The following is a 24920-nucleotide window of genomic DNA, read 5'->3' on the forward strand; positions in this document are numbered from 1 at the left end:
GGCCGCCGCTTACAGTAGACTGCCCGGCCTATGGTGACGCGGCGAACGGTGGCGGCATGGACGACATTCCTGACCGTGACGGCGGTGCTCGGGGGCACACTGGCCTACGCGGCATACTACCGCAGCGACCGGTACCGCCGGAGCGTGGAGACGGATCTGACCGACTTCTTCGGAATGCCCTTCGAGGTGGGCGGAATCCAGGCCCACAGCTTCACCGCTCGGCGACTCATGAACGTCCATGTCTGGCTGCCGGAGCGACGGGCCAGGATCTTCAGCGCGCCGCTCATCCTCTGGGACAAACGCGATCCCGAAGCCCAGGGCGGGGCAGGCATCCACGTCCACGATGCCGCCTGGTCGATCGGATCGGAAGACTGGCGATCGGAGGACTATATGCAGGTTCTTCGAGCCAGCCTGGCCCACGACTTCAATCAGCTCAACCTCCGCCAGGTACGGTTTCACAGCGCCCGGATCGACTGGCCGCGGCGGGATTTCCACCTGGCCGCCGAGGGCGTGAACGGCCGGGTCACGTTCGCGACCGACGGCAAGGGCCTGGCGGAGCTCAGCTGCACCTCACTCAACGGCCAGCCGGTTTCGGACCCGATCCGGATCCGGGCCCGGATCGACCCCGAGGCCGAGGAGTTTCTGCCGGAGGTCACGCTGCACGTGCCGCACGTGCCCCTGACCGGACTGGGACTCGCCGGACTGGTGGCATCCCCCGTGACCCAAGGCTCATTCAGCGGCAGAATGACCGTGCGGAAGGCGTCGGCTGGCGACGAAGTCCAGCTCGTCGGCGCGGTCGACGACGTCCGGCTGGAGGAGTTCACGCCCCGGCTGCCGGGCGGAGCCGTCCCGGCGGTGGTCACCCTGGACATCCGGGACGCCCTGATCCGCGACCGGCAGCTGCTACGACTCGAGTTCACCGGGCAGATACGGAAACTGGGAATCGAGCAGCTGCTCTCTCGCTGGTCAATACCACCCATAGGGGGCGAAGGGGGCCTCAACGTCTACCGCGGACTGATCACCGACGCCGGCATCGAGGACCTGCGGCTCGACGGACAGTGGGACGGGGCCTCCCTGGACAAGCTGGTCACCGCGACCTTGGGACGCGGCGGCCTGAACGGAACCCTGAACGTACGCATCAACTCGCTGATCATCGCGAAGAACGAGATCGTCACCGCCGACGTGGACGTGACCGCTCGGCCGCCCACGAACGGCAAGGGCACCCTGAGCAAGGTGTTCCTGACTTTCCTGATGGAGAAATTCCTCAACAAGGCCATCCCCCAGGCCGCCCTGGCATTGCTCCCGGAGGAGGTCGAGTACAGCCGCATGGGCGCCAAAGTGCTGGTCGACCGCCGGCGAGTACGAATCCTCGGAACCCAGGCGGCCACCGGGCAATCCCTGCTGACCATCCCTCTGGCCGGACACGATCTCCCCGCCCTACCCCTGGATGTGAGCCTGGAACTGGGCCCGCTCACCGAAAACGTGTGGCCGAACCTCAAGGTCCTGGCGGAACGTGCCAAAGAGCGAATAAAGCACCCTAATACTCAGAAAGGAGGTATAAAGTAGCTAAGGGCGATCTCCCCATCGCGAGCCAGGACCCGGGACAGCGGCGGCCCCGAGGCCCCAGGCCCGACCCCCGACGGGCTGACGGGTCCTGCCTCCCGGACCCGCGCTTCCCCTCGCTCCGGGCTGACTCCCCGCGGCTACTGAACCGGGGGAGTGAGGGCGAACTCCCAGAGGGTCGGACCTTCCGTGGCCTCGGTGATGTTCAGCCGCACGTAGCGGGCAGTCACCGGCGCGAACTTGAGCCGGCAGCGACGACCGATCGTCGTCCCGGTCGCGAACGTCCGCCAGCTGTCGCCATCCTTGTACTGGAGTTCGAACGCCCGAACACGCTCGTAGGCCTCGCGCAGCGTCGCCCGGTCAAAGGTCTTGGCCTCGCCCAGATCCACCTCCAACCAGGCGGAGCGGGTGCCCGCATCCGTCGCCCAACGCGTGGCGTCGTTCTCGTCCACGGCCTTGTCCGGCCCGTGCGCGTCGCTGTTCTGAAAGACGTTCGATGCGGTGGCCTTCTTGCCGGTGGTCAGCGAAACGCCGCCCGTCGCCACCGGGGGAATGTCCATCGCCGGACAGTCCAGCTCGAGCACCACGATGGTGTCCGGATCTCTGCGATCGGGGGCCGGTACGCCGACGGTGATGCCCTTCTCGCCTTGCCTGACCGTGACCGTGCCGCCGCCGAGCAGGGAACTGGCCACAATCCTGGCCTTGATGGCCGGCAGGGCCAGCAGGTCCTCGCCGTCCGGCCACTCGAGCACGTGAAGGTAGACCTTCTTGCCCCGATGGGTGCTCGCCCCCCAGAGGCCGGGCATGAACGGCCCGCCCCGCGTGGCGTAGAGGGCCTCCCCCGCGACCTTGAGCCATTGGCCCATGCCGCGCAGCACGTCCACCTGCCGCGGCTCGATCTCTCCCGAGGGCATCGGCCCGACGTTGAGCAGCAGGTTGCCATCGCCGCCGGCACAACGGACCAGGGTGTGCACGCATTCCTTGAGCGATTTGAGGTTGTCGTTGGGCTTCCATGCCCACTGCTGGCATATGGTGATGCAAGACTCCCAAGGCCTCTTGATGTCGAACCGGCCGATGGTCTGCTCGGGCGTGCCGAAGTCGCCCGGCAGACCCGCCCGGTTGTTGAGCAGGATGTGCGGCTGGAGCGTGCGGATCATCTTGAAGAGGTTTTCGGAGTCCCAGTCCTTGGCCGTGCCGCCCAGCCCGTCGAACCAGATGATGTCCACCCGGCCGTAGTGGCTGCACAGCTCGCGGAGCTGACCATGAAGATACGCGATGTACTTGGCGTGCTCGGCCGTACGGTAGTCCGGGTGATGCCAATCCGGCGGCGAGTAGTAGAAGCCGAGGCGCATCCCGGCCTGGTGACAGGCCCTGGCCAACTCGGCGACAATGTCGCGGCGGAACGGCGATTCCGGGCTGGTGATCTTGTAGTCGGTGAGCTTGGAGTCGAAGTTGGTGAAGCCGTCGTGGTGCTTGGTGGTAAAGACCAGGTACCTCATGCCCGCGTCCTGGGCGATGCGCACCCACTCGTCGGCGTTGAACCTGACCGGGTTGAACTTCTTGTAGAGGTTGTCATAGACCTCGAGCGGAACCTCGCCCTTGCCGCCGGTCCCGCGTCGCTCGCCGCCGCGCGACCAGCCGATCTCGGTGCCCTGCAGGCTCACCGGCCCCCAGTGCACGAACAGGCCGAACCGCGCCTCGCGCCACCATTGCATGTCCTGAGGACTGGCCCGCAAGTACTCCTTGACCTCTTGGATCGCGACCGGCGGGGCGTCCTCGCCCGCCAACCTGCCGGTGCCGACCATCAGTAACAACGCCGCCGAGACGATGCTCATCTTGCTCATCCGCCATGACTCCTTATAGAGTTATTCAGGGTTCATTGGATAACCGGATGTTGTCCAGGTAGCTCGCCGCCTTCTCCCTGCCGTTGCTCACGAAGCCAAGCCATTCAAGCCGTTCGAAGCCGGGGCTGCCGTGGGCCAGGCCGGCGAACCGCCTCGGTTGCTGATCCGGCAGCGTCACGCTCAACGCCCACTTCCCGTCGGCCTTCGGGCCAAGGCCCGCGGCCATCTCGACGTGGACCCACCGGCCGATCGGCCATTCGACAAGGGCTTTGCCTCCGACATGCAGCTGACCCTCCCGGATAGACAGGGTCGGCCCGACACGGTATGGGCTGGCCGCGTCCCGCCACTCGATGTAGACGACCGCTCCGGGATCGGTCCGGAGATCGCAGCTCATGCGCGTCACGCCTGCCGTGTGGCTCGGAGCATAGTGGAAATGCGGCGAGAAGTCGTGCTCCAGACCCGGGGCGTCAGTGATCTTCAGGCTTCGCTTGCCCCCCCGAGCGGCCTCCTCGGTCACGCCGATCGAGTCCCCCTTGTTCTCGGTGTGAACCGTGGCCAGCGGCACCGGCAAGCCGACCAACAGGTCCTCGAAATCCTCGTCGATCGACAAGGGCGGCAGCGGCGGCGGATCGGCCGCCCGTTCCACCTCGGGATAGCTGATCGCTTTCGCCTTCCGGACCCAGGCCGCGTCGCCATAGACACCCGCCCTGCCGTAGTCGAACGGCTTGAAGCCGATCTTGGCCGCCGGCGATCCGTCCCGGAGCCGGAAGTCGCGGCGCCCGGCATCAACGAACAGCGGATCGGCCACGACCGAGCCCGCCTCCTGGCCCGTCGCCTGCCACTGCTCCAGCGTCTTGCCGGCGAAGGTCACCGGCTTGCCCGACGCGTCCCAGTAGAGGTTGCGCTCGGTCTTGACGTTGGCATCATTCCACTTGCCGCTCAACAGCTCGCTGGTGTCCCAGTACACGATATTGCCGACCAGGGTGAAGGACAGATGCTCCTCGACGCGCGATCGCTGAATCTGCCCGTCCTTGCTAAAGGCCAGGATGTTGTTGCGGATCACGTTCTCCCTGCCGTAATGCTGATGGTAACAGCCGGTGTTCACGTTGTAGACCAGGTTGTTCTCGAGGACGATCCCGGTGCTGCCCTCATCGTTGTAGAGGCCCCAGCCGCCCCGACCATACCGGTCGTAGGAGTCAACGTCGTGGATGACGTTGTTGCTGACCGTGGTCCCGGGCGAGATGCCCAGCGTATAGACCCCGCCCATGTCGCTGAGGACTCCCCACCCGATGTGGTGGATGTGGTTGAAGTCGATGGTGTTATGGTGGGCCAGGCTCTGGCCGTAGCCCCAGGTCCAGCCGGCGGAGACACCGGTGTAGCGCAGGCCGCTGATGTCGTTGTGGGTCACCTGGTTGTAGGGGCTCTGGCCAATCCATACACCGACCGCGCCCATGAAGATGTGGCCGGCCGATCGGATGATGTTGTTGTCCACCACGATGTGGTCGGTGCGCAGCGGTCCTTCTGGATGAATTGTCGCCTCACCGATCCGCACGCCGCCCGCCCCGAGGTCGTACAGCTCGTTCCGCACGATCCGGCAGTGGGAACATCCCTGCCGCATCCAGATGCCGTACAGGCCGACGTGCTCGATGGTGCAGTCCTCGATCGCGACCCCGCGGGCGTGATCGGCGGTGACCACGCCGGCGATGGCGGCAGCGGCCTGGGAATCGCTGTGGCCCTGCGGTTCGAGGACGAAGCGGGCGTGGCGGAAGGTCAGGCCCCTGAAGTGCACGTGCTCGACCTTGCTGTCGGGCTTGCCGCGGATAAGGAGGAACTGATCAGCCAGCGGGGCCACGACCGCGACCTTAGCCGGGTCCTCGCCGGGCAGCGGCCTGTAAGACAGCGTGCCGTCGCGATCGAGGAACCACTCGCCAGGCTCGTCCAGAGCCTCCCTAAAGTTCTCGAGGTGATACCGCTGGTGCGGCCCGAGCCACTGAAAGGCCCAGCGGGCCGGGCCGGTCGTCATCACCGTGTTCTTCTTCGCGTGGACGGCCGCCAGCCTCAGATGGGATACCTCCCACGAATGATAGGCGACCAGGTCAACATCCCGCAGCTGTTCGTCATTCTTCCCAACGAGGGCCCGGATGTCCTCGGGGCGGGCCACGAATGCCCGCCGGCCCAGGTCGGCCGGCTGACCGGTGAGCGGATCGATACCCTTGTCCACTCGCCACACGGTGTAGTAGTAGCCCTCGTTCGGTGATCGCGCCCGGGTCGCCCGCCGGCCGTCGACGAAGAGTTGCTCGAAGTAGAATGTCCCTTCCCTGACACCCGGGACTTGGACCGTCCAGACACCGTCAGAACCGACGGTGAAGCCGGTGATTCGCCGTCCGCCGTCGAATACCGGCCGGGCCCCCTTCTGGGCTGCGTAGACTATCGGCGCCGCTTCCGTACCCCCGTCACCGGCCTCGAGCAGAAGTGCGTCGGTCATCGGATAGGTTCCCTCGGCCACCAGCACTTGAACGGGCCCGGCCGGGGCACCCTTCTCCTTGAGCTTGCGGATTGCGTCTCGGGCGCCCTGAAGTGAGGCCAGCGGCCCGTCGGTCTTGCCGGGATTGGGGTCCGCGGATGCGCCCGACCAGGCGTCGTTGCCGACCGGCGAGACGTAGAGCGTGATCGCGGAGGAGGAGACGCCTGCGGCCAGAAGCACCACTCCTGCCATCGCGATCGAGAGGGATCTGGAATACACCATGACGTGTGTTCTCCCTGCTGAAGCAAGTTCGCCCACCGACCGAGGCATTCGGGGACTGCCGATCAGGGCCGCCCGTCGGGATCATATCTCCCCCCCGGAGACAGAGCCAGTGCGATTCAAGGTGGAATGGTGCCGGCGGGCTGGCCCAATCACCACCCGGACGGTTACCATGGTCCGAACCGCTTCGCGGAATGACCGACGATGCTGCAGATGGCCGGAGGAATCGACGATGACACGCGAACAAGCCTGGGTGCTGCTGAACGAGTACACCAAGTCCGAGTCACTGATCAAGCACGCCTTGGCGGTCGAGGCGGCCATGGGATACTACGCCGGGCTGCTCGGTGAGGACGTAGACACCTGGCGGGTCGTCGGGCTGATCCATGACTTTGACTATGAGCGATGGCCCCAGCAGCCGGAGCACACCCGCGAGGGCGCCAAGATCCTGCGGGCAATGGGGGTGAGCGAGGAGGTCGTCGGAGCCGTTCTCGCTCATGCGGAGAGTAATCGCGCCGAGTACCCGCTCGATCGCCCGATTCGCAAGGCTCTGTCGGCGGTGGATGAACTGTGCGGCTTCATCACCGCGGTGGCCTACGTCCGCCCGGAGAGACTGGCCGGCATGACACCCAAAAGCGTGCGCAAGAAGATGAAGACCCCCGCGTTCGCGGCGGCGGTGAGCCGCGAGGACATCAGCCGGGGCGCGGAACTCATGAACCTCGATCTCGACCAGCACATCGCCAACGTGATCGCGGCCATGCAGGGGGCGGCCGGTGAGTTGGGGATGGGCGCGGGTGTTGCGTAGGACTTCTATTACCCTCGTGCCGGTATCTCGGGATCGCTATCCCGACGCGGTAGAGTTCCGGGCGAGGGGACGCCTGCTCCGGGCGAACCGCCTGACGAGGTCGCCGGGACGCCTGCACTCCGGGCCTGATTCTCGGCCAGGTCGGCATGGTCGCCGCTGAACCCAGGCGTGCTGCGGTCGGCACGCGTTTCCGGGCCGCAGGGCGCGCCGCATTCCGGGCAGCGGCCAAACTGGTAGGAAGCTCGCAGGTCGTAGCCGCACTTGCGGCAATGGCCCTTGGGGTAATCCTTGCCGACCCACCACCATTGGATGAGGTGCACGACCAGCATATAGGCGCCCAGGGTGATGTGCAGGAGAGTCCCCTGCACCAGGGTGATGAGCAGGGTCACGAAGAAACCGCGGCCGCCGCCTATCCCAGGGCTCCTTGGGTTCATCACTTCCTCAACCAGACTGACGCTCACGATTCCTGGAAGCAGATCCAGGGCCATTCCCAATGGGACTATGGCGGACACCACCACCCGAGTGAAGTAGCCGATACGAAAGGTGCGGTCTATCAGCCGGGAGGTCCGCCAGCGGGCCACGGCCGAGGTACCGCTCACCATGGTGTAAATGGCGACAAACAGCGCGACCCCGACGACCATGCCGGGGATACTGAAGTCGGACCGCGCCCAGACGAAGCTGGGAATCGCAGTGATTCCGCAGATCATCGTCCATAGCGCTGCCCGAGCGAGGATACTCCGCAGGGAGTTGTCGACCTGGAACGAGTCGTTATCCATTGGGCCACGCCTTTCTCGCTTCTCCGGAACGTCGCCAATGCCCCCGCTGATTCCAGCCATCGTAGCCGCGAACAGGTCGGGTGGACAATCCGTCGCCCGATGGTATGGTAATGGGGCGGAATCGCGAGAATTGACGATCTTTCGCTGGAGGTAGAGGACATGATCAAGTGCATCAGCTACTGGGCGAACAAAGACGGTCTAGCCGGTACGCATCCGATCGACGATGCCTTGGCCTGTGCCAAGAAGGCCGGATTCGCGGGCATGGAGTTGTGCGTGGGAACCGACGGCGTGCTGACGCCGGGTACCTCGCAGGCCGCGTGCACGGCGATCCGCAAGCAGATCGACGCCGTCGGGCTGGTGGTCGAGACGCTGGCCAGCGGGATGAGCTGGGGCTTCAACCCGGCCAGCGACGACGCCGGGATTCGCAAGAAGGCCGTCGCCCTGCACGCCGATGCCCTGCAGCGGGCCGCGTGGCTGGGATGCAAGGCCATGCTGTTCGTGCCCGGCGTGGTCAAGAGCCCGCTCAGCCCGGACCTGATCCGCTACGATGTGGCCGTTCAGCGGGCCCGGGAAGCGGTGAAGCAGTTGCTCGACACTGCAGAGAAGGTCAGCGTGGACTTGTGCGTCGAGAACGTGTGGAACGGTCTGTTCTATTCGCCACTGGAGTTCCGCGATTTCGTGGATTCGTTTAGCAGCAAGCGGCTGGGCATCTACCTCGACGTCGGCAACCTGCTCGGCTATCAGCAGCATCCGCCACACTGGATTGAATTGCTTGGCCAGCGAATCCGCCGGGTGCACGTCAAGGACTTCCAGGACGCGTTCGGATTCCTGGGTGCGTACTCCTTTTGCGCCCTGGGTGGCGGGCAGGTGCCATGGCCGGCGGTAATGGCCGCCCTGCGGGCCGTGGGCTACAACAGCACGTTGGTGGCGGAGATGATGCCGTGGGATCCATCGCTGCTGGCTCGCACCAGTGCTGCGATGGACGTGATCATGGCCATGTAGTGGTCACCGGGCTTCAGCCGGCGACTTGATCCAATCGAGGTTGAACCGGGCGTAGGCGATTCGGCTGTAGGGGTTCTTCTCGCCGCGCTCATACAGGCATCCGACGGTTCCGTCGGGGAATGCGGCCAGGGCCGAGTAGGCGGCGGGCCCCGACCAGAGCTCCTTGGAGGCAGCCCAGGTTTCGCCCCCGTCGTTGCTGAGTCGGACAGTGAGCTTCTCGCGTTTGGTGCTGGCCGGATTGGCGAAGATCAGGGTATTGGCGGCCGCGCCCGCACCGGTGTGCCGCACCAGGCTGGCCTGGCAGATCGGCTCAATCAAGGTCGGATCGTACCGGAAGTCAGCCCAGTTGAGGCCGCCGTCGCGGCTGATGGCGATCGCACGCTGATAGGTTTCGCCGACGCCCCTGCGGCAGTTGCGCATGTTGAGCATGAGTGAACCGTCGACTCGTTCGACGACCTGGCATTCGTTGACCCTCCGATCGACGATGCCGCCGATCTTCCAGGTTGCGCCGTGATCGTCGCTGTAGATGACATGGGAGCGGGAGTTGTCTCTGGCCCCAGCCGGCGTGTGATCACAGGGGATGACCATCCGGCCGCTCTTGAGTTGGATTCCGCACCCGGGTCCGGTGGCGTACCAGGTCCACTCGGGCCTCTTGGTGGTCGCGGTGATATCCTCTGGTTTCGTCCAGGTCACGCCGTCGTCGGTGCTGTGGCTGAGCCAGACGCGGCGTGTTCCCTTGCTTCGTCGAGTCGTGATCTGCGACTCCTTGTCCTCACCGAGGTTGTGGGTCAGGAGCAGCCAGATGGTCCCGGTGCTCTGATCGACTACCGGGCAGGGGTTCCCGACGGTGTTGGCCCCGTCATCGGCTACCACCTGCAGGTCGCTCCACTTCTTGCCCTGATCGGTACTCCGCTTGAGGACCACGTCGATGTCGCCATGATCGGCGCTGCTGTTCTTGCGTCCTTCGCAGAACGCCAGGAGTGTTCCTTTCTTCGTCACCAGCAGCGAGGGGATGCGGAACGTATCGTAGTCTTCGCGGCCGGAGACGAACGGATCGCTCTGCTGAAGCAGTCCCTTCGCGGAATGAACTGACTTCTTGGACGAGTCGCCGGAACACCCTGGGAACAGGGCTGGCAGGGTGAGGGCAACGAGGGCGGCACCAAGCGATGGGCGGGTTCTCATGATAAGCGACTCCTTGCCTTGGGCTCCAATACCGCCATTGTCGCGTGGAAGCGGATCGAGCACAAGCCCTGGGCGTTCGAATCGAACCACGGCCTGCGGCCGATCCGGGGCATAATTGCCTTTCACGTCAATGAGGTTGACTTTTAAATCAAATACCGCTAGACTGCACTCGTTGGCTGAGCCGGCTGCGATGCATGCTCGGCCAGACGCACGGAAAGGAAGGACATGGGGCACGTGCAGCGGAAGAGTGTGCATTACGCGGTTGTGGAGTTGGACGGCATATCCTACGCCATCCTTCGCGAGAGCCTGCTGCGAGAGTTGTGTCGCCAGGCGAGGGTCGTTGCCGCAGGGACGTCCGGTCGCCGGGGGCGACCGTCGCGGGAAGAGGCCGAGATGGGGCCGCTGGACGCCCGGGTGGTGGCCGGCCGCATCATCGAGCGTCGCAAGCGGGCCGGGCTGACCCAAGCGTCGCTGGCCCGCCAGGCGGGCATCCGGATTGAGACGCTGAACCGCATCGAGCGAGGCAAAACCACGCCCGACTTCTCCACGATCCGGAAGTTGATGAAAGCCGTCAAGGCCGCCGAGGCACGCGTCGACGCGTGACGACCGTGGCCAGGTGCACCACGAGGAGTGAAACGATGCCAGAGACCATGAGTCGTAACGAGATTCTCGAAAGGGTGTGCGTGCTGGCCGCGGCACAGGCGGGAATGACTCGGGCCGAGGTGACTGCCGAGTGTCACCTGTTCAATGACCTGAACTTCGACAGCCTGGACAAGGTGGATTTCGTCATGGCGGTCGAAGATGAGTTCGACGTGACGGTCCCGGATGAGCAGGCCGACCAGGTGAAGACGATCGGCCAGGCGGTGGACCTGCTCGTGCCGATGGTTCAGAGTGCCCCTGCGGGGACGTGCTGAAACTCGTTCGTGGCAGGGACATGCGCGGGGTTCGGCGGTCAAGGCTCGCAGACTCAGACGCCCATGGCGGCCCGCTTCTCGGCGATGGCCGCAAGATGAAGCGCCAGATGCCTAACGGCGTGCTGGAGCAACTGCCACAGGGTCATCAGTCCGACCTCGCTGTGAACCGCGGTTCGCTCCCACACGTGCGGCGGCTGGAGCTTGAGGATGCGGACCATCTGAGCACGGGTGAGCCTGATGAGGTCGAGTTCCTCGCGGACGTCGCGTTCCTGATACTTGATCGGCACGGGGTAGATGGAGCCAGCCGCCCCCAGCAACAACGGACGATCCATGGCCATCGTCCGCTTGATCCGGTCGGCGAAGAGTTGTTCCGTATCGCTGATGTGGCAGAGCGCCTCCAGGGTGCTCCACTTGCCCGCCACCGGCCGGGTCCGCAACTGTTCGCCGGTCAAACCGGCGACGGCACTCTCGCAAGCGGCCGGGCCGGCGGCGTAGGCAGCCAGAAGATCGGAGATGCTCATGGATTCCAGGGTCTGAGTCATGGATACGACCTCAATAGACCGCCTGAAGGAGCGGTCAGCGATCCCCGGCGGGCGGTCAGCGATCAGATCAGCAAGACCGAGCGAAACCTCTCTGTACCTCCTGATGCCGCTTGTGTGCCCGCTGACGACTCCTCTACGCCAGCGTTCCGAGTTCCATCTCGTGCAGGGCACGCCCGGCGGGGACCATGGGGTACACGTTTTCCTCCGGCTCGACCTCGACGCAGAGTACGACCGGGCCATTGTGCTTAAGCATTTCGGAGATGGCGTCGTCGACCTCGGTCGGAGCGCTGATTTTCATGCCCTTGGCCCCGAAGCCCTCGGCCACCTTGGCGAAGTCGGGACACGGATGGTGTACGCCCGCGTAGCGCTTCTGCCAGAACAGCTCCTGCCACTGACGCACCATGCCGAGGTAGCCGTTATCCAGCACGACGAACTTGGCCGGCTGGCCGTATTGAACGGCGGTAATGACCTCGACCATGGTCATGGAGAAGCTGCCGTCGCCGTCGATGTCGATGACCGTGGTTCCGGGGTTGCCGAACTGAGCGCCGATGGCGGCCGGGCAGCCGAATCCCATCGTGCCGAGGCCTCCGGAAGTCAGGCTCTGGCGCGGGCGTTTCCAGCCGTAATACTGGGCGGCCCACATTTGGTGCTGGCCGACGCCGGTTGCGATGATGGCCTCGTGACGGGTCTGACGGCCGAGGGCCTCGACGACTCTCTGCGGCTTGATGTTCCCGGAGCCATTCTCGTAGCGAAAGGGGTGTTTCTGCTTCCAATCGATCAGTTGGCTGAGCCACTCAGTTCGTTCCCGGGTCTCGATCAAGGGCAGCAGCCTTGCGAGGATGTTCTTCGCGTCGCCCACGACCGGGATATCGACGGTGACGCTCTTGGAGATGCTGGTCGGGTCGATGTCGATGTGGATGATCTTGGCGTGGGGGGCGAAGTGTTCGAGTTTCCCGGTCACCCGATCGTCGAAGCGGGCTCCGATCGAAATCAGGCAGTCGCTGGCCTGGACGGCGAAGTTGGCCGCGGCCGCCCCGTGCATGCCGAGCATCTGCAGGGAAAGCGGGTGGCTCTCGTCCACGGCTCCCAGGGCCAGGAGGGTGGTAGTCACGGGGATGCGTCCGCGATCGACCAGGGCCCGGAGCAGTTCGCTCGCTCCGGAGGCGACCACTCCGCCGCCGACGTAGAGTACGGGCCGGGCGGCGGCGTTGATGGCCTGGGCGGCTCGCTGGATCTGGCGGGCATCGCCTTCGATCCGTGGCCGGTAGCCGGGCAGCTGCATTTGGCGAGAGGGCTCGCCGTTGCTGGCGGCCAGGGTGGCATCCACGCAGATATCGACCAGCACGGGCCCGGGGCGTCCGGTGCGGGCGATGTGGAACGCCTCTCGAATCGAGCGGGCCAGATCTTCCACGCGGGAAACGATGCAGTTGTGCTTGGTGATGGGCCGGGTGATGCCGGTCACATCGGCTTCCTGGAAGGCGTCGTTCCCGATGAGGTCGCTGCGCACCTGGCCGGTGAGGGCGACGACCGGTGAGGAGTCCATATGGGCGGTGGCCAGACCGGTGACGAGGTTGGTCGCCCCCGGTCCGCTGGTTGCGATGCAGACGCCGACGCGACCGGTGCTGCGGGCGTAGCCGTCGGCCATGTGTGCCGCACCCTGCTCATGACGGGTCTGGACGTACTTGATCGGCGACTCATAGAGTACGTCGAAGATCGGGATGACGGCCGCACCCGGATAGCCGAACAGGACTTCGACCCCTTCCTCCAGGAGCATCTGGTGGAAGATCTCCGCCCCTTTCAGGCCAGCCAAGCTTCGAGGTTCCGCCGGCTTAGCCATCGTCGTTTCCGCTTCACTCATATTGATTGGTTCTCCCTCGCTGTTCATGATGGTCCTTCGCTCGCCGAGGCGCGGCCACGAGGGCCGTTCCGAAAGCTCCGAAGGGGGATTTCCGGGGCACCGAGCGGTTTCTCGGGCTGGGCGTGCATGGCCTCAGCCTCAGGCCCGGATCCGGGGCCTGGGTTGACCATTCTCGCGCACGCGACGCCCGTCCGGCTAGTCTCTCTGGCGGCATGTCGTAGGTGTTGGTTACGGGCCGCTGGAGCTTCAGCCTCTGCCCAGCGGCCTAACGAACGACGAGCACGAGCGACGGAACGAGGCTCTTCCACCCTTCGGAGGCCTTGTCGACGGACTGCAGGATACCCGGTCGTGTGTTGTCCATGCTGGGCACACGGTACCGGCCAGGCGAACATCCGTCAAGCTGGAGGTCTGGGGCGAAGGCGCGGGGGGGAGTCCGGGGGTGTTGACCAGTCATCGGCCTGCATGTACCAGTCGGCAATTCGTGACTCGTCCCCGAGTTGACCGCGAAGGCGAAGGGAGCTGGAAGTGCGACCGGGAGGTCGAGTGGCCATGTCTTGCGGGGCTTCGAGAGCGGGTGGTCACGTCGTCGGGGCTGTCGACCTAGCCTGGCGACACAGCCCGATCAGTTTCTTGACCCGCTCCTCGAGCACGTGCAGTGCCGCGCCGGTGTTGGCGCTCTCCTCCAGCTCTGCAGCCGCCTGAGTGATCGGATTGAAGCCGTAGCTGCCGGCCACGCCCTTGAGCTTGTGGGCAAGCGAAGCCAGGGTCATGACGTCGTGCCCGGCGAGGGCGTCTTCGATTTCGGTGACTCTTTGCGGCAACCGGTCGAGGCATCGCTCGGTCAGGTCGGCCAAGTCGAACGAACTCAGATCTTCGGGGGATGGGACCTGTGATCCGACGGTGGTTGGCTGCCCGATCGCGCCGGCAGCCGACCGGTTGGAGGAGGATTGGGCGACCGGTGGGCCATCGACCTCACCCGCGACGCCATCGGCCTTTGGCTGGGCAGTCCACTCCGGGTTCTGCGAGTGCTTCAGGATCGTTGCGAACAGCTGGCGGCGGTTGACCGGCTTGGTGGCGTGATCGTCGCATCCGGCCGTGCGACACTTGTCCAGGTCGGATCCCATGGCATGAGCGGTCCAGGCGATGATCTGCCCCTGGTAACCTCTCTTGCGGAGCAGGCGGGTGGCTTCGTAGCCGTCCATGACCGGCATCTGCATGTCCATGAGAATCACATCGTAGCCACGCCGACCGGTGGTCCGCTCCTCCCCGACACGACCGTCGCCTCTTTGGCGATATCGTCGGTTAACGAGATACCCAGGATCGCCGCGGTGTCGGAGTTCACCATCTTGGTGTCCATGTAGAGGACCTCCAGAGCGAGTCTGGTCCCTTGCATGGCCGCCTTCACGCCCTGAGTGACGCTGTCCACCCACGGGTATTCCGGATGACAACTATGGACCAGCAACACGCGTCGCCCATCGATATTCTCTTGGCCGGCGGTCGGCTTGGCCGGTTGATTTGTGGCCGCCTCGGCGGCGTCAGCGGTCCTGGGCTTGGTGGGCAGTTCGTCGCGACATCCTGCGGCCAGTGAAGTGGCCAACAGGACGGCGGAACACATGGCAGGGATCAAAACTCGGCCGGTTCCCCGGGCTGGCCGGGCGTGGCCCCTTCCCGCGTCAACGGTCGTCGCGGCATTCATGACAGTGGCTTTCTGTTTGGTCGTCCCGGAGGCCGGCCCGCCTGCCCGTCCCACGTAGGCGTTTTCTGGCCATGGACCCCACCCGGCCTCGCCCCGAGGATCGTGTGGCCTGCGTCCACCGACCTCGCGGCCATCCCGCCCGCGGCGATGCTCGCAAGGGACTCGTGGCCGCAACCTGGCGGCAGGTCACACACAATTACAGGCCAGACCCTGGGTTATTGGGTCATCGTCCCATTCTGGATATCACTTCGCCTCGGCTCGACCGAAAGAGCGAGCGTGCCCGGACCCATGGCATCCGCCCGAGCCGGCCGTGGAGTTCCGAGGTCGGGGCCAGGTTATTATCGGAAGGTCATGACCGGACCGGCTCCAGCCGACCCGGAAGGAGGGCGGATGGCGAGGAGCAGAAGTCGGCCTGGCCGCTCTTGTGTGCCGCTCCTGAAGGCGGGTATCCTCTGGCTCGGCGGTCGGGGGCGGGCACGCTGGATCCGCCCCTTTCCCGGCCGCACCCGGAAGCCAAGGACCGTGGACGCTCTGCGTATCGAGAAGCTGGTTGTTCCCCGATCCCGGCGCCGGGCGTTTGGCGAGCGGATCTGGCGCGAATGGTGCTTTGTCCGGACGCTGGGACGGCAGTGTCGCTGGCGGCTGCTGGCGATCGTATTCATCCTGCTGGGCGGCGGGCTATTGTTCCAGCGACTTGAGCCGGGCAAGGGTCTGTCACTCCCCGCGGCCACGTTCTACACCTGGAGCCTGGTCTTCGGCCAGGTTCCGGAGGAGTTCCCCCAATCGCGCATTCTGCAGGCGGTGTTCTTCGTCGTGGCGATCCTCGGCCTGACCGTGATTCTCGAAGGAATCGTCGATCTGGCCCTCATGGTGAGGGACCGCACGACGATCGGCGATTTCTGCGAGACTCACGGGCTGGGGATCGTCGAGCATCGCCCCGCGGGCGTCGAACCCAAGCTCTTCCCGGGCTCGAGCACTCGGCTGCAGCACGGCGACGAGGTGGTCACCCAGGGATCGTTCGAGGTCCTCAGGCGGCTCAAGGACGCGGTGTAGACGCGGCACAGCTTCGCCACGGGGGCAGGGACCAGCCGAATGCTGGCTGCTGAACGCTCCTGTCATGGAGACTCCGGTGAATCATGTTGAACGTTTCCGCGCGGTGATGGACTTCCAACCGGTGGATCGGTTGCCACGGTGGGAATGGGCCATGTGGTGGGATCTGACCGTCGACCGATGGCATTCCGAGGGACTGCCGATCGAGCTGACCGGCGTGTTCGAGATCTCCCGGTACTTCGGGCTGGACCCCTACTACCAGTTCTGGTTCAGCACCACCCAAGAGACCATCGAAGCCACGCAGCACCACGTCGAAGGCGTCGTAGCTACGATGGACGACTACCTCGCCATCCGGTCCAGGCTGTTTCCGGCCCACGATGCCGCCATTGAATCGATGCGGCCGTGGGCCGACCGGCAGGCACGAGGCGAGGTCGTGGTCTGGGTCACGTTGGAGGGCTTCTTCTGGTTCCCCCGGACCCTGATGGGTTTCGAGAAGCTGATGTACGCATTTCACGACCAGCCGGAACTGATCCACCGGGTCAATCAGGACCTGCTGGACTTCAACCTCCGCATTCTCCAGCGGATCTCGAGAACCTGCGTGCCGACCTTCATGACCCTGGCGGAGGACATGTCCTACAACCACGGCCCGATGATTTCGCGGGCCACGTTCAACGATTTCATGGCTCCCTACTACCGCAAACTCGTTCCCGCCATTCGCGAAATGAACGCCGTCCCGATCGTCGACACGGATGGCGATGTCACCCTGCTGGTTCCGTGGCTTCAGGACATGGACGTGGCCGGCGTACTACCCCTGGAGCGACAAGCAGGGGTGGACGGCATGAAGCTGCGGCGGTCCTTTCCCCACCTGGTCATGATCGGCCACTACAACAAGATGGTCATGAACCAGGGCGAAGCGGCGATGCGAGCCGAGTTCGAGCGACTGCTGCCGCTGATGCGGACCGGCGGGTTCATCCCCAGCGTCGACCACCAGACACCCCCTGGCGTCTCCCTGGAGGCGTATCGGCAGTACCTCCGGCTGCTGGAAGAGTACACGAGGATGCCGCGGTAGAATCGGGGGCGGGTGAGCGGAACGAACGCCTGGCTTTCAGGCTCCCGACAGGCTCTCCCACCTGAGACCCAGCTTGCGGGCCGCGTACCCGGCGGCGTCGAGATGGTCGCCGTAGACCATCACCCAGTGCGAATCGCGGGCCTCGGCCAGCAGTCTCCTCCAGTTTCCCAGAATCTCGACATCCTGCTGGGAACGGCAGATCTCGTACCGCGGGTTGCCCCTGACCTTGCCCTTGAAGCCGAGCCATCGGCCGGTGGCGTATTCCGGATCGATGAAGGTGACTTCGGTGCCCTCGGGGATATCCACCTTGGGGGAAGCGCCGTACTCCGACTCGTAATGGGTCATGATCGCGGTCGGTTCGTAGCGCTCGGCATTCATGCGCCGCGGTGCGGCGCAGTGGGCGCAGGTGACGATCCCCTTGTGCGGAAAGGTGGAGTTGTGAAGAAACACCGGCGTGCCCGCGATGTGCCGCAAGAGGATACCGGCCGGAATGATGACGAAATCCGACTCGCAGAAGGCCAGCAGTCCCTCATCGTTGAGTAGACCGAGTGTCAGACAGGCAGTCGTGCGCGACATCGGCATGATGGTCCGCATGCAGTCTTTGATCGTGAACGCCTCGGCCCCATTCTCGCGCATGAGCTCCTTGAACAAGCCGTAGAGCATGAAAGCATTGACCACGAACGACTTATCGGTTTGCAGCGTCGTGCCGGGCAGGGACAGGAACCGATCGGCCCAGCGAGCGGCCAGCGACATCCGGCCGGTGTCGGCCATGGTTTTCTGAATCCGGGGCTCGAGATCCTCGTAAGTGGTCTCGACGATCTCGATCTGGTGCTTTTTGTGGGCCACATCGGGCGCGGCCGGGGCGTACTTGCCCCAAGGACCGCCCAAGGCGACGATCCGCGTCCCCAGTAGGTTCCTGACGCCATAGAGCCCGCGCAGCCGCCAGGCCAGATCAGTGATGTCATCGACCACGACATCACCCACAGACACGTCGCCGAGAGCGGGCGGGGCTTGGCCATCCGCCCCCGGCTCGTCGGTGGCCAGATAGCGGCTGCTGAGCGCCTCGTACCAGTAGTAGATTGGCCCGCTGCGATGGCGGACGAACAGAATCACCGGATGATCTTTGGCGACGCAGGCCTGAAGGGTGTCACCGGACCCTGTGGCCGGATAGACGATATCGGCGTCACGCTCGACCCGGTGAACGGCGGCCGCCTCTTCGACGGACTTCACCTTGACCGCCGGGAGGCATTTCAGGCGGCCAGCCGCCCGATCGGTCAGGGCTTTGAGCTCCCAGGTGATCCGCTCGATTTCCTGCCCAGCGGCTTCCTCGGTCTGCACGCCGCCCCACGACTTCCATGACGCCGCCTCGCGTTTCCGGGGCACCTGGTACATCAGGACCGGCTGGATTCGCAGGGGGCGTCCACCGATGCGAAACGGGCGATCCGGATCCCAGGCTTGGGCCCTCCAATCAGCGCCCTCGGAAGCCGGTGCGGCCGCTCGCGAGACCAAGGCGATACTCAGGGCGGTTCCTGCGGTGGCGCCCAGCAACTCCCTGCGATTCAGGCACGTGCATCCCATGGGCGTGTTCCTCCTCAACCAGGCCGGCTTGTTCGCCGACGCGAACGTCCGCGGACGGTGCGAATGCCACGGATCGAGGTGTGGGATCCAATCTATCAGGACTTCAAACCGGGGACAATGCGGGTCGCAGGCGACGCTCAGGAGGTTTGCGCAGGAGGCGTTTCCGTATCGGCCTGGTGCATCTTCTACCCGGGCGTGGTGGCGGCGTCCAGCCACAGGAATGATGCGTGGTCACGGCCTCGCGGCAAACTGGTACTTGCCTGAGCCGATCTCGAAGACGGCCGCACTTGTCTCCCGGCGGACCGGAGCGATCGCGGGGGTGGCGCCCTCGTTCACCGTCACGATCTGATTCTCGCCGGCGGGAACGTGGACCGTGGCGGTCGTGTTCGGGGGAATGGTCACGTCCATCACCAGCGTGCCGTTCTCTCGTTTCCATTCGCTGGCGATCCGGCCGCGGATGGAGTCGTAGTGGGCCTTTGCCCAGGTGATATCGCCGACGACCTGCGGTTTGATGAGGATCTTCGCGAAGCCGACCTTCCTCGGATCCTGATCGATGCCTGCCAGGCCGTTGTAGAACCACTCCTCGATGTGGCCCAGCATGCAGTGATTCTGCGAGAAGCCACGTTTCGGATCCCACACCTCGGTGAGCGACGTGGCGTCCTGTTCGATCTGGGCGCCGTAGCTGGGCACATCGCGCTGGTTGGTCATGTCGAACAGCACATCGGAGCGCCCGCCCTGATGGAGAGCCTGGACGAGGAAGCGATGCCCGATGTCGCCGGCGGTCAGATGGTTTTTGTGGGCCCGGACGTCCTTGACCAGGTTTTCGAGAACGTCGGCGGCCCGTTCGGGCTCCGCCAGTCCGAGCACCAGGGGGATGGCGTTGGCCGTCTGACTGCCGGTGGCGTACTGCCCGGTGTCGGCGTGGAAGAACTTGTGATTGAACGCTGCGCGGATATTCCTGGCCAGTTGAGCATATTTCTCCGCGTCGGCGGTATTGCCGAGCAGGCGTGCGGTTTCGGCAACGATAGTCGCATCGCAGTAGTACATGGCCGTGGCGGTGAGTGGAATGGGCGTATGCTGGGACGGCCCGTACGGCGCCGGCCCGAAATCGCACCAGTCGCCGAGGCCATGGGACACGATCAGGTCCTTGGCCGTGGTGCCCAGGTAATCGACGTATCGCTTCATGCAGTCATAGTGACTCGCCAGGATGCTGCGTTCGCCGTAGCGCTGCCAGGTCAGCCAGGGCACGATGACGGCCGCGCTTCCCCATTCGGGCGAGTCCCGGAAGCCCTCGCTGAAGACGGTATACTCCGGAGCGATGTCGGGAACGAGGCCGTTGTCGAGTTGAGCCTCGGCGGTATCGTCGCTGATCTTGGCATAGAGCGTTGCCACGTCGAAGTTGAACATGATTGCCGGGCCGAGCAAGTGCGGAACCTCGAGCCAGCCGAGTTTCTCGCGGTGCGGGCAATCCGTGTTCACGCTCTGCAGATTGCTGCGAATCGCGGCCAGAATGATGTCGTGGATCTTGTTGAACAGCGGGCTGGAGCAGGAGAACTCACCGACGACGGCAGCGGATGAATGAACGAAGTGCCCTTCCAGTTCGAGGAGTACCGGCCTGCCGGCGGCCTGGGTGGCGTCGCGAGCCGCGCCTTCAACCTGCACGTATCGGAAGCCGTAGTAGGTGAATTGCGGATGCCAGGTTTCCTCGCCGTCACCCTTGAGCGTGTACACGAAGTAGCTTGGCCCGCCTGAACCGCTTTGATCGGCGAAGCCCTTGGGGTTGAGCAACTCGGCGGGAGTCAGCCTGAGCTGGGTGCCGACCGGCCCCTTGACCTTGATCTGTGGCCAGCCGGAGAAGTTCTGCCCGAGGTCGTAGATATAGACGCCGGGACCGGGCTCGGTGACCTTGACCGGCTTGAAGGTCTTCATGATTCGGATCGGCGGGGCGGACTGGGAGCGGAGCTTTCCGCCCGGGCCATCGACCACGGCCGCGGGCTGCCATGCCCCGTCGTCGAAGCCGGGTCGATCCCAGCCGTTCTGTTCGAGACGGGCATCGTAATCTTCTCCGCCGTAGATGCAGGAGAACGTGATCGGCGACGCCGCAACACGCCAGGACTCGTCGGTTCCGATCTCGGCCGTTGTCCCGTCGGCGTATTCGATGTGCAACTGCAGGATGAGCTTGGGCGGTCCAAAGGAACCGGTGAACTTGACGTATCGCCCGCCGACGACGTTGTACATGCCATTGCCGAGCATGATCCCGAGGGTGTTTCGGCCCAGGGCGACGTTCGCGGTCACATCGTAGGTGGAGTACAGGCAGGTTTTGCGATAGTGGGTCCAACCCGGGTCAAGCACATGGTCACCGACCTTGCGGCCATTGAGCCGCACCTCGTTGAAACCGAGTCCGCAGACGTAGAGGCGCGCCCGGGTGATGGGCTTGGCGATTTCGAAATCGCGGCGGAGGATGGGCAGCGGCTGCTGCACAACAGCGGGCTTGGTCGGTTGCGTGTTCGCCGGGGTGGTGGACGGGGCTGGTTTCCAGCCGATCCATCGAGCCTGCCACGGCTCACCCGCCGCCAGCCCCATGCTCCAGGAGGCCACCTTGCTCCAGGAGGAGACCTGTCCGTCGCGGTCCCAGACCCGGACCTTCCACCAGCACTCCTGGTGAGCCTGCAGCGGCTGACCCGCGTAGGCGACCTGGGCGGTCTGACTCGTCATTACCCTCCCGCTGTCCCACAGGTCGCCTTTGTGGGCCTCCAGTTTGAGCCGCTCGCCGGCCACCAGGACCTGGTAAGCCGTCTGAACCTGCCCCCGGGTGGCGGAGGTCAGGATCCAGCTCAGGCGCGGAGCGGCAACGTCAATGCCGTCGGGCTCGACCCGATACTCGCATCGAAGGCCGTCAGCCGAGATGGCCGACTCGGCGTGCGCCGTCGTTGCGGGTGTTACAGCCAACAAGGTCAGCAGAGAACATGTTCGCGTGGTCATCAGGCAACTCCCGTTGCTGCAATCGGTTCACTCACACAAATCCTGCCGCCGCGGCACTTGCGAGGTAAGCGACGCACAGGCCCACAGGTAAGCCGTCGCGATAACGGCATCATCGCTCCTGCTTCGACTCCAAGACCAGGGCTTCGACGGCATGGGCTGCCAGCTTCAACCGACCGGTCGACACCTCACCGATCGCTTCCCCGTTCAGCAGGGAGACCGCGCGGCAGCCGGTTGCCTCCTTCAGGTCGATGCTCAGCCGGCACTGCTGCTCGGTTTCGGTCGTGTTCATCAGCGTGAAGTAGAGTCCCTTGGACGGCTCACTCCCCCACCGCTCGACCCAGACGCCTTCGGTCGAGGCGGCGGCATGCGTGACCGGCTCCCAGCCCGCCTGGGCGACCCGCCGAATGACGGGCATGTACCTCTGGAACAGCTCGCGATCGCGGTTATACCACGCCGGGTTGGCGAAGTAGCAGTTGGTGCTGGCGTTCTCGGAGAAGAATCCGGGGAACATGCCGTAGAACAGGCAAAGCCGCATGTAGCCCTCGGTCATCTGCCGGGTCCAGGTCTCGAAGCGAGTATTCATCAGGAACATATAGGGCTTGTGCCAGGCGAGCGTTCGCTTGAGGTAGAAGAAGTCCGGGCCGGGCGGGGCGAACTTTCCGTCGTGCTGGAAGTTCGTCTCCGTGCCCATGAGATCCAGCGGCAGAGCCAGAAAGGGGAAGTTGTGGGGCACGGCGTTGGCCATCAGCAGCTTGCCGCGAGACCGGATCCAGCCGGCGATGTGCTCGGTCCACTCCTGGGTGGCCATGGCGTTGAGGATCACCGGCCGGTGCGAGTTGGAGTCGAAAGTCAGGGGGAGATCGGCGGCCGCGAAGTGCTCCCGGCGGCAGTTTTTGAGCATGCCCCAGCCTTCGAGTGAATCGAGGTACACGCCGGCCAATCCGCCCTGGGCCTCGGCGCGGCGTAAGGCGTTCTCGAGCGTCCGCAGGTTGAGGCGGGCGAGGTTCAAATGGCCCTCCTTCTCGGGCACGTCGGGATCGGCCGAGTTGCCGAACACCGCCCCGTCCACCCAGGGTGTATCGAGCACGTCCAGATGCAGGCGGCCGTTCTCGTCCGCCACGGCTGACTGCTCGACCGCCCAACTCATGGCATAGCGGTCCGATTGGGGATCTCGCTGGAACGACCGCGCGTGCGTCAGGGCGGCCGCATAGGTCCGTGGCATCTCCTTGGGCATCGGCAACCACCAGGTCATCGGCTCGACGTAGACGTATGCCTGGACGCCGTGGTCGTTGTCCCAGCGCACGTCGTTGTCACCCTCATGGACCGCGAACCCGAAATCCTCCGGTCGCTGAACTGAACTGATCGCGGTGAACGCCATCCAGTTCCCCTGCCGCCGGGGGACACGGGCTGGATCGAACCAAGCCGGGAGCAGTTCGTAGAACCGCTGAGCCGTGGCTCTCATGCCCCATGTGGGGTCCGTTTGGACATCGACGACGCTCACCGAAGCCTGCCCGGGCGTTTTGGTTTCGTTGACCAAGCCGATATCGAACGCAGCGTACAGTTCGCCCGCGGGCTCGGCGTATCCGAACCGGCACAGGCAGGGCTGGGTCACGAGGAGGCTGCGGGCCTGGTCGGGGCTTGCCACGCAGGCAAAGGGATAACGCGACGTCTGACCCGTTGTACCGACCCCGGTGTGGGTCACGTTCTGATAGGTCGCAGACGGCTTGATCACCTGCGATTCGCGTACGTTGTCGTACCAACGCCAGCCGGCGGCCTTGATCGGTACGACGTAGTACAAGGCAACGGCCCGATCGCGACCAGCGAGGTCCTTGATGGTCATGTCGATCCGCCGGCCGCCGGGCACGGTGGCTGTCTTGCTGGTCACGGCAAGCTGCAGTTCGGGAACCTGGATGGTTCCGTCGGAATCTCCGGCCTCGCGAACGCGAAGGAAGTCGCCGTCGGCGGCCACGTCGCGAAGGTGGATCTCGCCCGTCGCGTCGGCCGTCGAGGAGCGTGCTTCCCCTGTCGGCTGCACGCCCACGCCGTCGAAGAGGAAGGATGGACCGGTTGTCACTGCCTCCTTGAGCGAGATGTCGTCGAACCAGACCTTGCCCTGGCGGCCGCGGAAGAGTGCATGGACGCTGATCTGCCTGACCGGCTTGTCGGGTACGATCCGGACCTGGCGATACTCCCAGTCGTGTGTGCCGCAGGAGAAGGATGCCACCCGCCCCCAGAGGGGGGTTCCGTCCTGGTAAAGGATGTCCACGTAGATGGCGTAATCGGCGTTCTGGGTCCCGACCACGTCCTCAGCCCTGCTCCAGCCGGACGCGATCAGTGGCCGGGGCTCCCTGCGATCCAGGGTCAGGGACTGGCGGAAGCCCATGCCGAGCTTGCCGGCTGGATTGTCGCACCGCACACTCATCTGCCCCCCGTGGTGGTGGTCCCGATCGACTGCGCCCCCCTGTTCGTACGACGACCAGGCTTCCGGCTTCCGGCCATCCAGGCCTTCGAAGCCCCGGTTGGCCAACAGTTCTCTACCGGCGGATGCGGCCGGCACCTTCTTAGCCACGGGCGTCGCCGCAGGGGCGATGGCGCTTGAACACGACAACCATACGAGAACAAGCGACCTGGTTTTCACAACAAGCTCCGCCCTGAATCCACCGGACAAGCCAGACCGACCCATCGATGGTGCCAGCCTTTCCGTCCGAGCGCCACGCATCATACCTTTTCCTCGGATCGCCGTAAGGGGTATGATGACCTGCGCCGCCATCGTCGTTGCCCCGGAGATTCCGCTTTCACGCCCAGGCTGAAGGATGCCGAGCCAAACCGTCGGCGCACGTTGAGCCCCGCCATGGTCATCGCGACGGCGAGGCGATACGATGCCCGAACACAGCCTGGTGGCGTCGCCGGGCACGCGCGGCCAAGCGAACCGGCCGCATCGACCAGCACGGAAGAGCCTGGGAGGAGCGCCCTTCATGACCTTGAAACGTCACTCGATCTCGCGTCTTGTCCTCGTCACAGCGGTCCTTTGCCTGACCCTCCCAGCGCCGGGTCGGGCGCAGGAGCTGCTCATCAAGCCAGAACAGGAACAAGGGCTCTATGCTGGGAACGCAAAGAAAATTTCTTTGACATCACCCTGGAAAAAAACGATGGTACAAAAACTGTAGTACAGGCAAAAAAGATTTTGGTAGCAACGGGCAGAACTCCTAACACATGAAATATAGGCCTGGAGAATGCAGGCATTTCTTGTGATCGTGGTTTTATCCCAGTAGGGGATTATTACCAGACCAAAGTTCCTGGAATCTACGCAGCAGGAGAC

At 64.7% G+C, this 24920-nt stretch carries 20 protein-coding genes; 9 read left to right on the plus strand and 11 right to left on the minus strand.

Annotated elements, in window-relative coordinates:
• The first annotated feature begins 30 nt into the window (after positions 1–30).
• Positions 31–1566, plus strand: a complete 1536-nt coding sequence (locus KA354_04030; GenBank protein ID MBP7933797.1) for a hypothetical protein — start codon at positions 31–33, stop codon at positions 1564–1566.
• 137 nt (positions 1567–1703) lie between these two features.
• Here the strand turns inward: KA354_04030 and KA354_04035 are convergent, their stop codons facing one another.
• Positions 1704–3407, minus strand: a complete 1704-nt coding sequence (locus tag KA354_04035; protein MBP7933798.1) for an alpha-L-fucosidase — start codon at positions 3405–3407, stop codon at positions 1704–1706.
• Between the two features lie 25 nt (positions 3408–3432).
• Positions 3433–6153, minus strand: a complete 2721-nt coding sequence (locus KA354_04040; protein ID MBP7933799.1) for a right-handed parallel beta-helix repeat-containing protein — start codon at positions 6151–6153, stop codon at positions 3433–3435.
• A gap of 229 nt (positions 6154–6382) precedes the next feature.
• Here KA354_04040 and KA354_04045 point away from each other — a divergent pair, with 229 nt between their 5' ends.
• Positions 6383–6952 (plus strand): HDIG domain-containing protein, encoded by a 570-nt coding sequence (locus KA354_04045; protein ID MBP7933800.1) that lies wholly within the window; start codon positions 6383–6385, stop codon positions 6950–6952.
• An 8-nt stretch (positions 6953–6960) separates the two neighbouring features.
• Here KA354_04045 and KA354_04050 read toward each other — a convergent pair whose 3' ends face one another.
• Positions 6961–7728 carry a zinc ribbon domain-containing protein gene (locus KA354_04050; GenBank protein ID MBP7933801.1) on the minus strand — a complete coding sequence of 256 codons (768 nt, stop codon included), beginning with the start codon at positions 7726–7728 and terminating at the stop codon, positions 6961–6963.
• A gap of 159 nt (positions 7729–7887) precedes the next feature.
• Here KA354_04050 and KA354_04055 point away from each other — a divergent pair, with 159 nt between their 5' ends.
• Positions 7888–8730 carry a sugar phosphate isomerase/epimerase gene (locus KA354_04055; protein MBP7933802.1) on the plus strand — a complete coding sequence of 281 codons (843 nt, stop codon included), beginning with the start codon at positions 7888–7890 and terminating at the stop codon, positions 8728–8730.
• A 3-nt stretch (positions 8731–8733) separates the two neighbouring features.
• On the opposite strand, the gene KA354_04060 is transcribed toward KA354_04055, so the two are convergent.
• Positions 8734–9912 carry an exo-alpha-sialidase gene (locus tag KA354_04060; GenBank protein MBP7933803.1) on the minus strand — a complete coding sequence of 393 codons (1179 nt, stop codon included), beginning with the start codon at positions 9910–9912 and terminating at the stop codon, positions 8734–8736.
• 393 nt (positions 9913–10305) lie between these two features.
• On the opposite strand from KA354_04060, the gene KA354_04065 reads away from it, so the two are divergent.
• Together KA354_04065 and acpP are read left to right on the plus strand one after the other, a co-directional pair.
• Complete coding sequence (locus tag KA354_04065; protein ID MBP7933804.1) at positions 10306–10515, plus strand: helix-turn-helix transcriptional regulator; 210 nt, start codon at positions 10306–10308, stop codon at positions 10513–10515.
• Positions 10516–10550: 35 nt separating this feature from the next.
• Positions 10551–10826, plus strand: coding sequence for an acyl carrier protein (gene acpP, locus KA354_04070; GenBank protein MBP7933805.1), 276 nt, complete (start codon positions 10551–10553; stop codon positions 10824–10826).
• 53 nt (positions 10827–10879) lie between these two features.
• On the opposite strand, the gene KA354_04075 is transcribed toward acpP, so the two are convergent.
• The 4 genes from KA354_04075 to KA354_04090 all read right to left on the minus strand — a co-directional run bounded on the left by KA354_04075 (position 10880) and on the right by KA354_04090 (position 14841).
• The gene (locus KA354_04075; GenBank protein ID MBP7933806.1) at positions 10880–11368 is read right to left on the minus strand and encodes a DinB family protein; all 489 of its coding nucleotides are present in this window, start codon (positions 11366–11368) and stop codon (positions 10880–10882) included.
• Positions 11369–11501: 133 nt separating this feature from the next.
• On the minus strand, positions 11502–13205 hold the full coding sequence (gene ilvB / locus KA354_04080) for a biosynthetic-type acetolactate synthase large subunit (GenBank protein MBP7933807.1): 1704 nt from the start codon (positions 13203–13205) through the stop codon (positions 11502–11504).
• A gap of 599 nt (positions 13206–13804) precedes the next feature.
• The gene (locus KA354_04085; GenBank protein ID MBP7933808.1) at positions 13805–14449 is read right to left on the minus strand and encodes a response regulator; all 645 of its coding nucleotides are present in this window, start codon (positions 14447–14449) and stop codon (positions 13805–13807) included.
• Between the two features lie 5 nt (positions 14450–14454).
• Entirely contained in the window at positions 14455–14841 is a 387-nt protein-coding gene (locus tag KA354_04090; protein MBP7933809.1) for a hypothetical protein, read from the minus strand.
• 471 nt (positions 14842–15312) lie between these two features.
• On the opposite strand from KA354_04090, the gene KA354_04095 reads away from it, so the two are divergent.
• A complete protein-coding gene (locus KA354_04095; protein MBP7933810.1) occupies positions 15313–15975 on the plus strand; it encodes a hypothetical protein in 663 nt (220 codons plus the stop codon).
• A gap of 76 nt (positions 15976–16051) precedes the next feature.
• Positions 16052–17041: a hypothetical protein gene (locus KA354_04100; protein MBP7933811.1), complete on the plus strand. Its 990-nt coding sequence runs from the start codon at positions 16052–16054 to the stop codon at positions 17039–17041.
• Between the two features lie 36 nt (positions 17042–17077).
• Here the strand turns inward: KA354_04100 and KA354_04105 are convergent, their stop codons facing one another.
• The 3 genes from KA354_04105 to KA354_04115 all read right to left on the minus strand — a co-directional run bounded on the left by KA354_04105 (position 17078) and on the right by KA354_04115 (position 24170).
• Positions 17078–18619, minus strand: coding sequence for a sugar isomerase (locus tag KA354_04105; protein ID MBP7933812.1), 1542 nt, complete (start codon positions 18617–18619; stop codon positions 17078–17080).
• A gap of 231 nt (positions 18620–18850) precedes the next feature.
• The gene (locus KA354_04110; GenBank protein MBP7933813.1) at positions 18851–21601 is read right to left on the minus strand and encodes a glycoside hydrolase family 78 protein; all 2751 of its coding nucleotides are present in this window, start codon (positions 21599–21601) and stop codon (positions 18851–18853) included.
• 109 nt (positions 21602–21710) lie between these two features.
• On the minus strand, positions 21711–24170 hold the full coding sequence (locus tag KA354_04115) for a hypothetical protein (GenBank protein ID MBP7933814.1): 2460 nt from the start codon (positions 24168–24170) through the stop codon (positions 21711–21713).
• A 406-nt stretch (positions 24171–24576) separates the two neighbouring features.
• Between KA354_04115 and KA354_04120 the strand changes: the two genes are divergently transcribed.
• Positions 24577–24768 carry a hypothetical protein gene (locus KA354_04120; protein MBP7933815.1) on the plus strand — a complete coding sequence of 64 codons (192 nt, stop codon included), beginning with the start codon at positions 24577–24579 and terminating at the stop codon, positions 24766–24768.
• 53 nt (positions 24769–24821) lie between these two features.
• Positions 24822–24920 (plus strand): FAD-dependent oxidoreductase (locus KA354_04125; GenBank protein ID MBP7933816.1); only part of this gene is annotated, 99 nt, incomplete at its 3' end.

This window comes from Phycisphaerae bacterium, assembly GCA_018003015.1.
Classification (GTDB): domain Bacteria; phylum Planctomycetota; class Phycisphaerae; order UBA1845; family PWPN01; genus JAGNEZ01.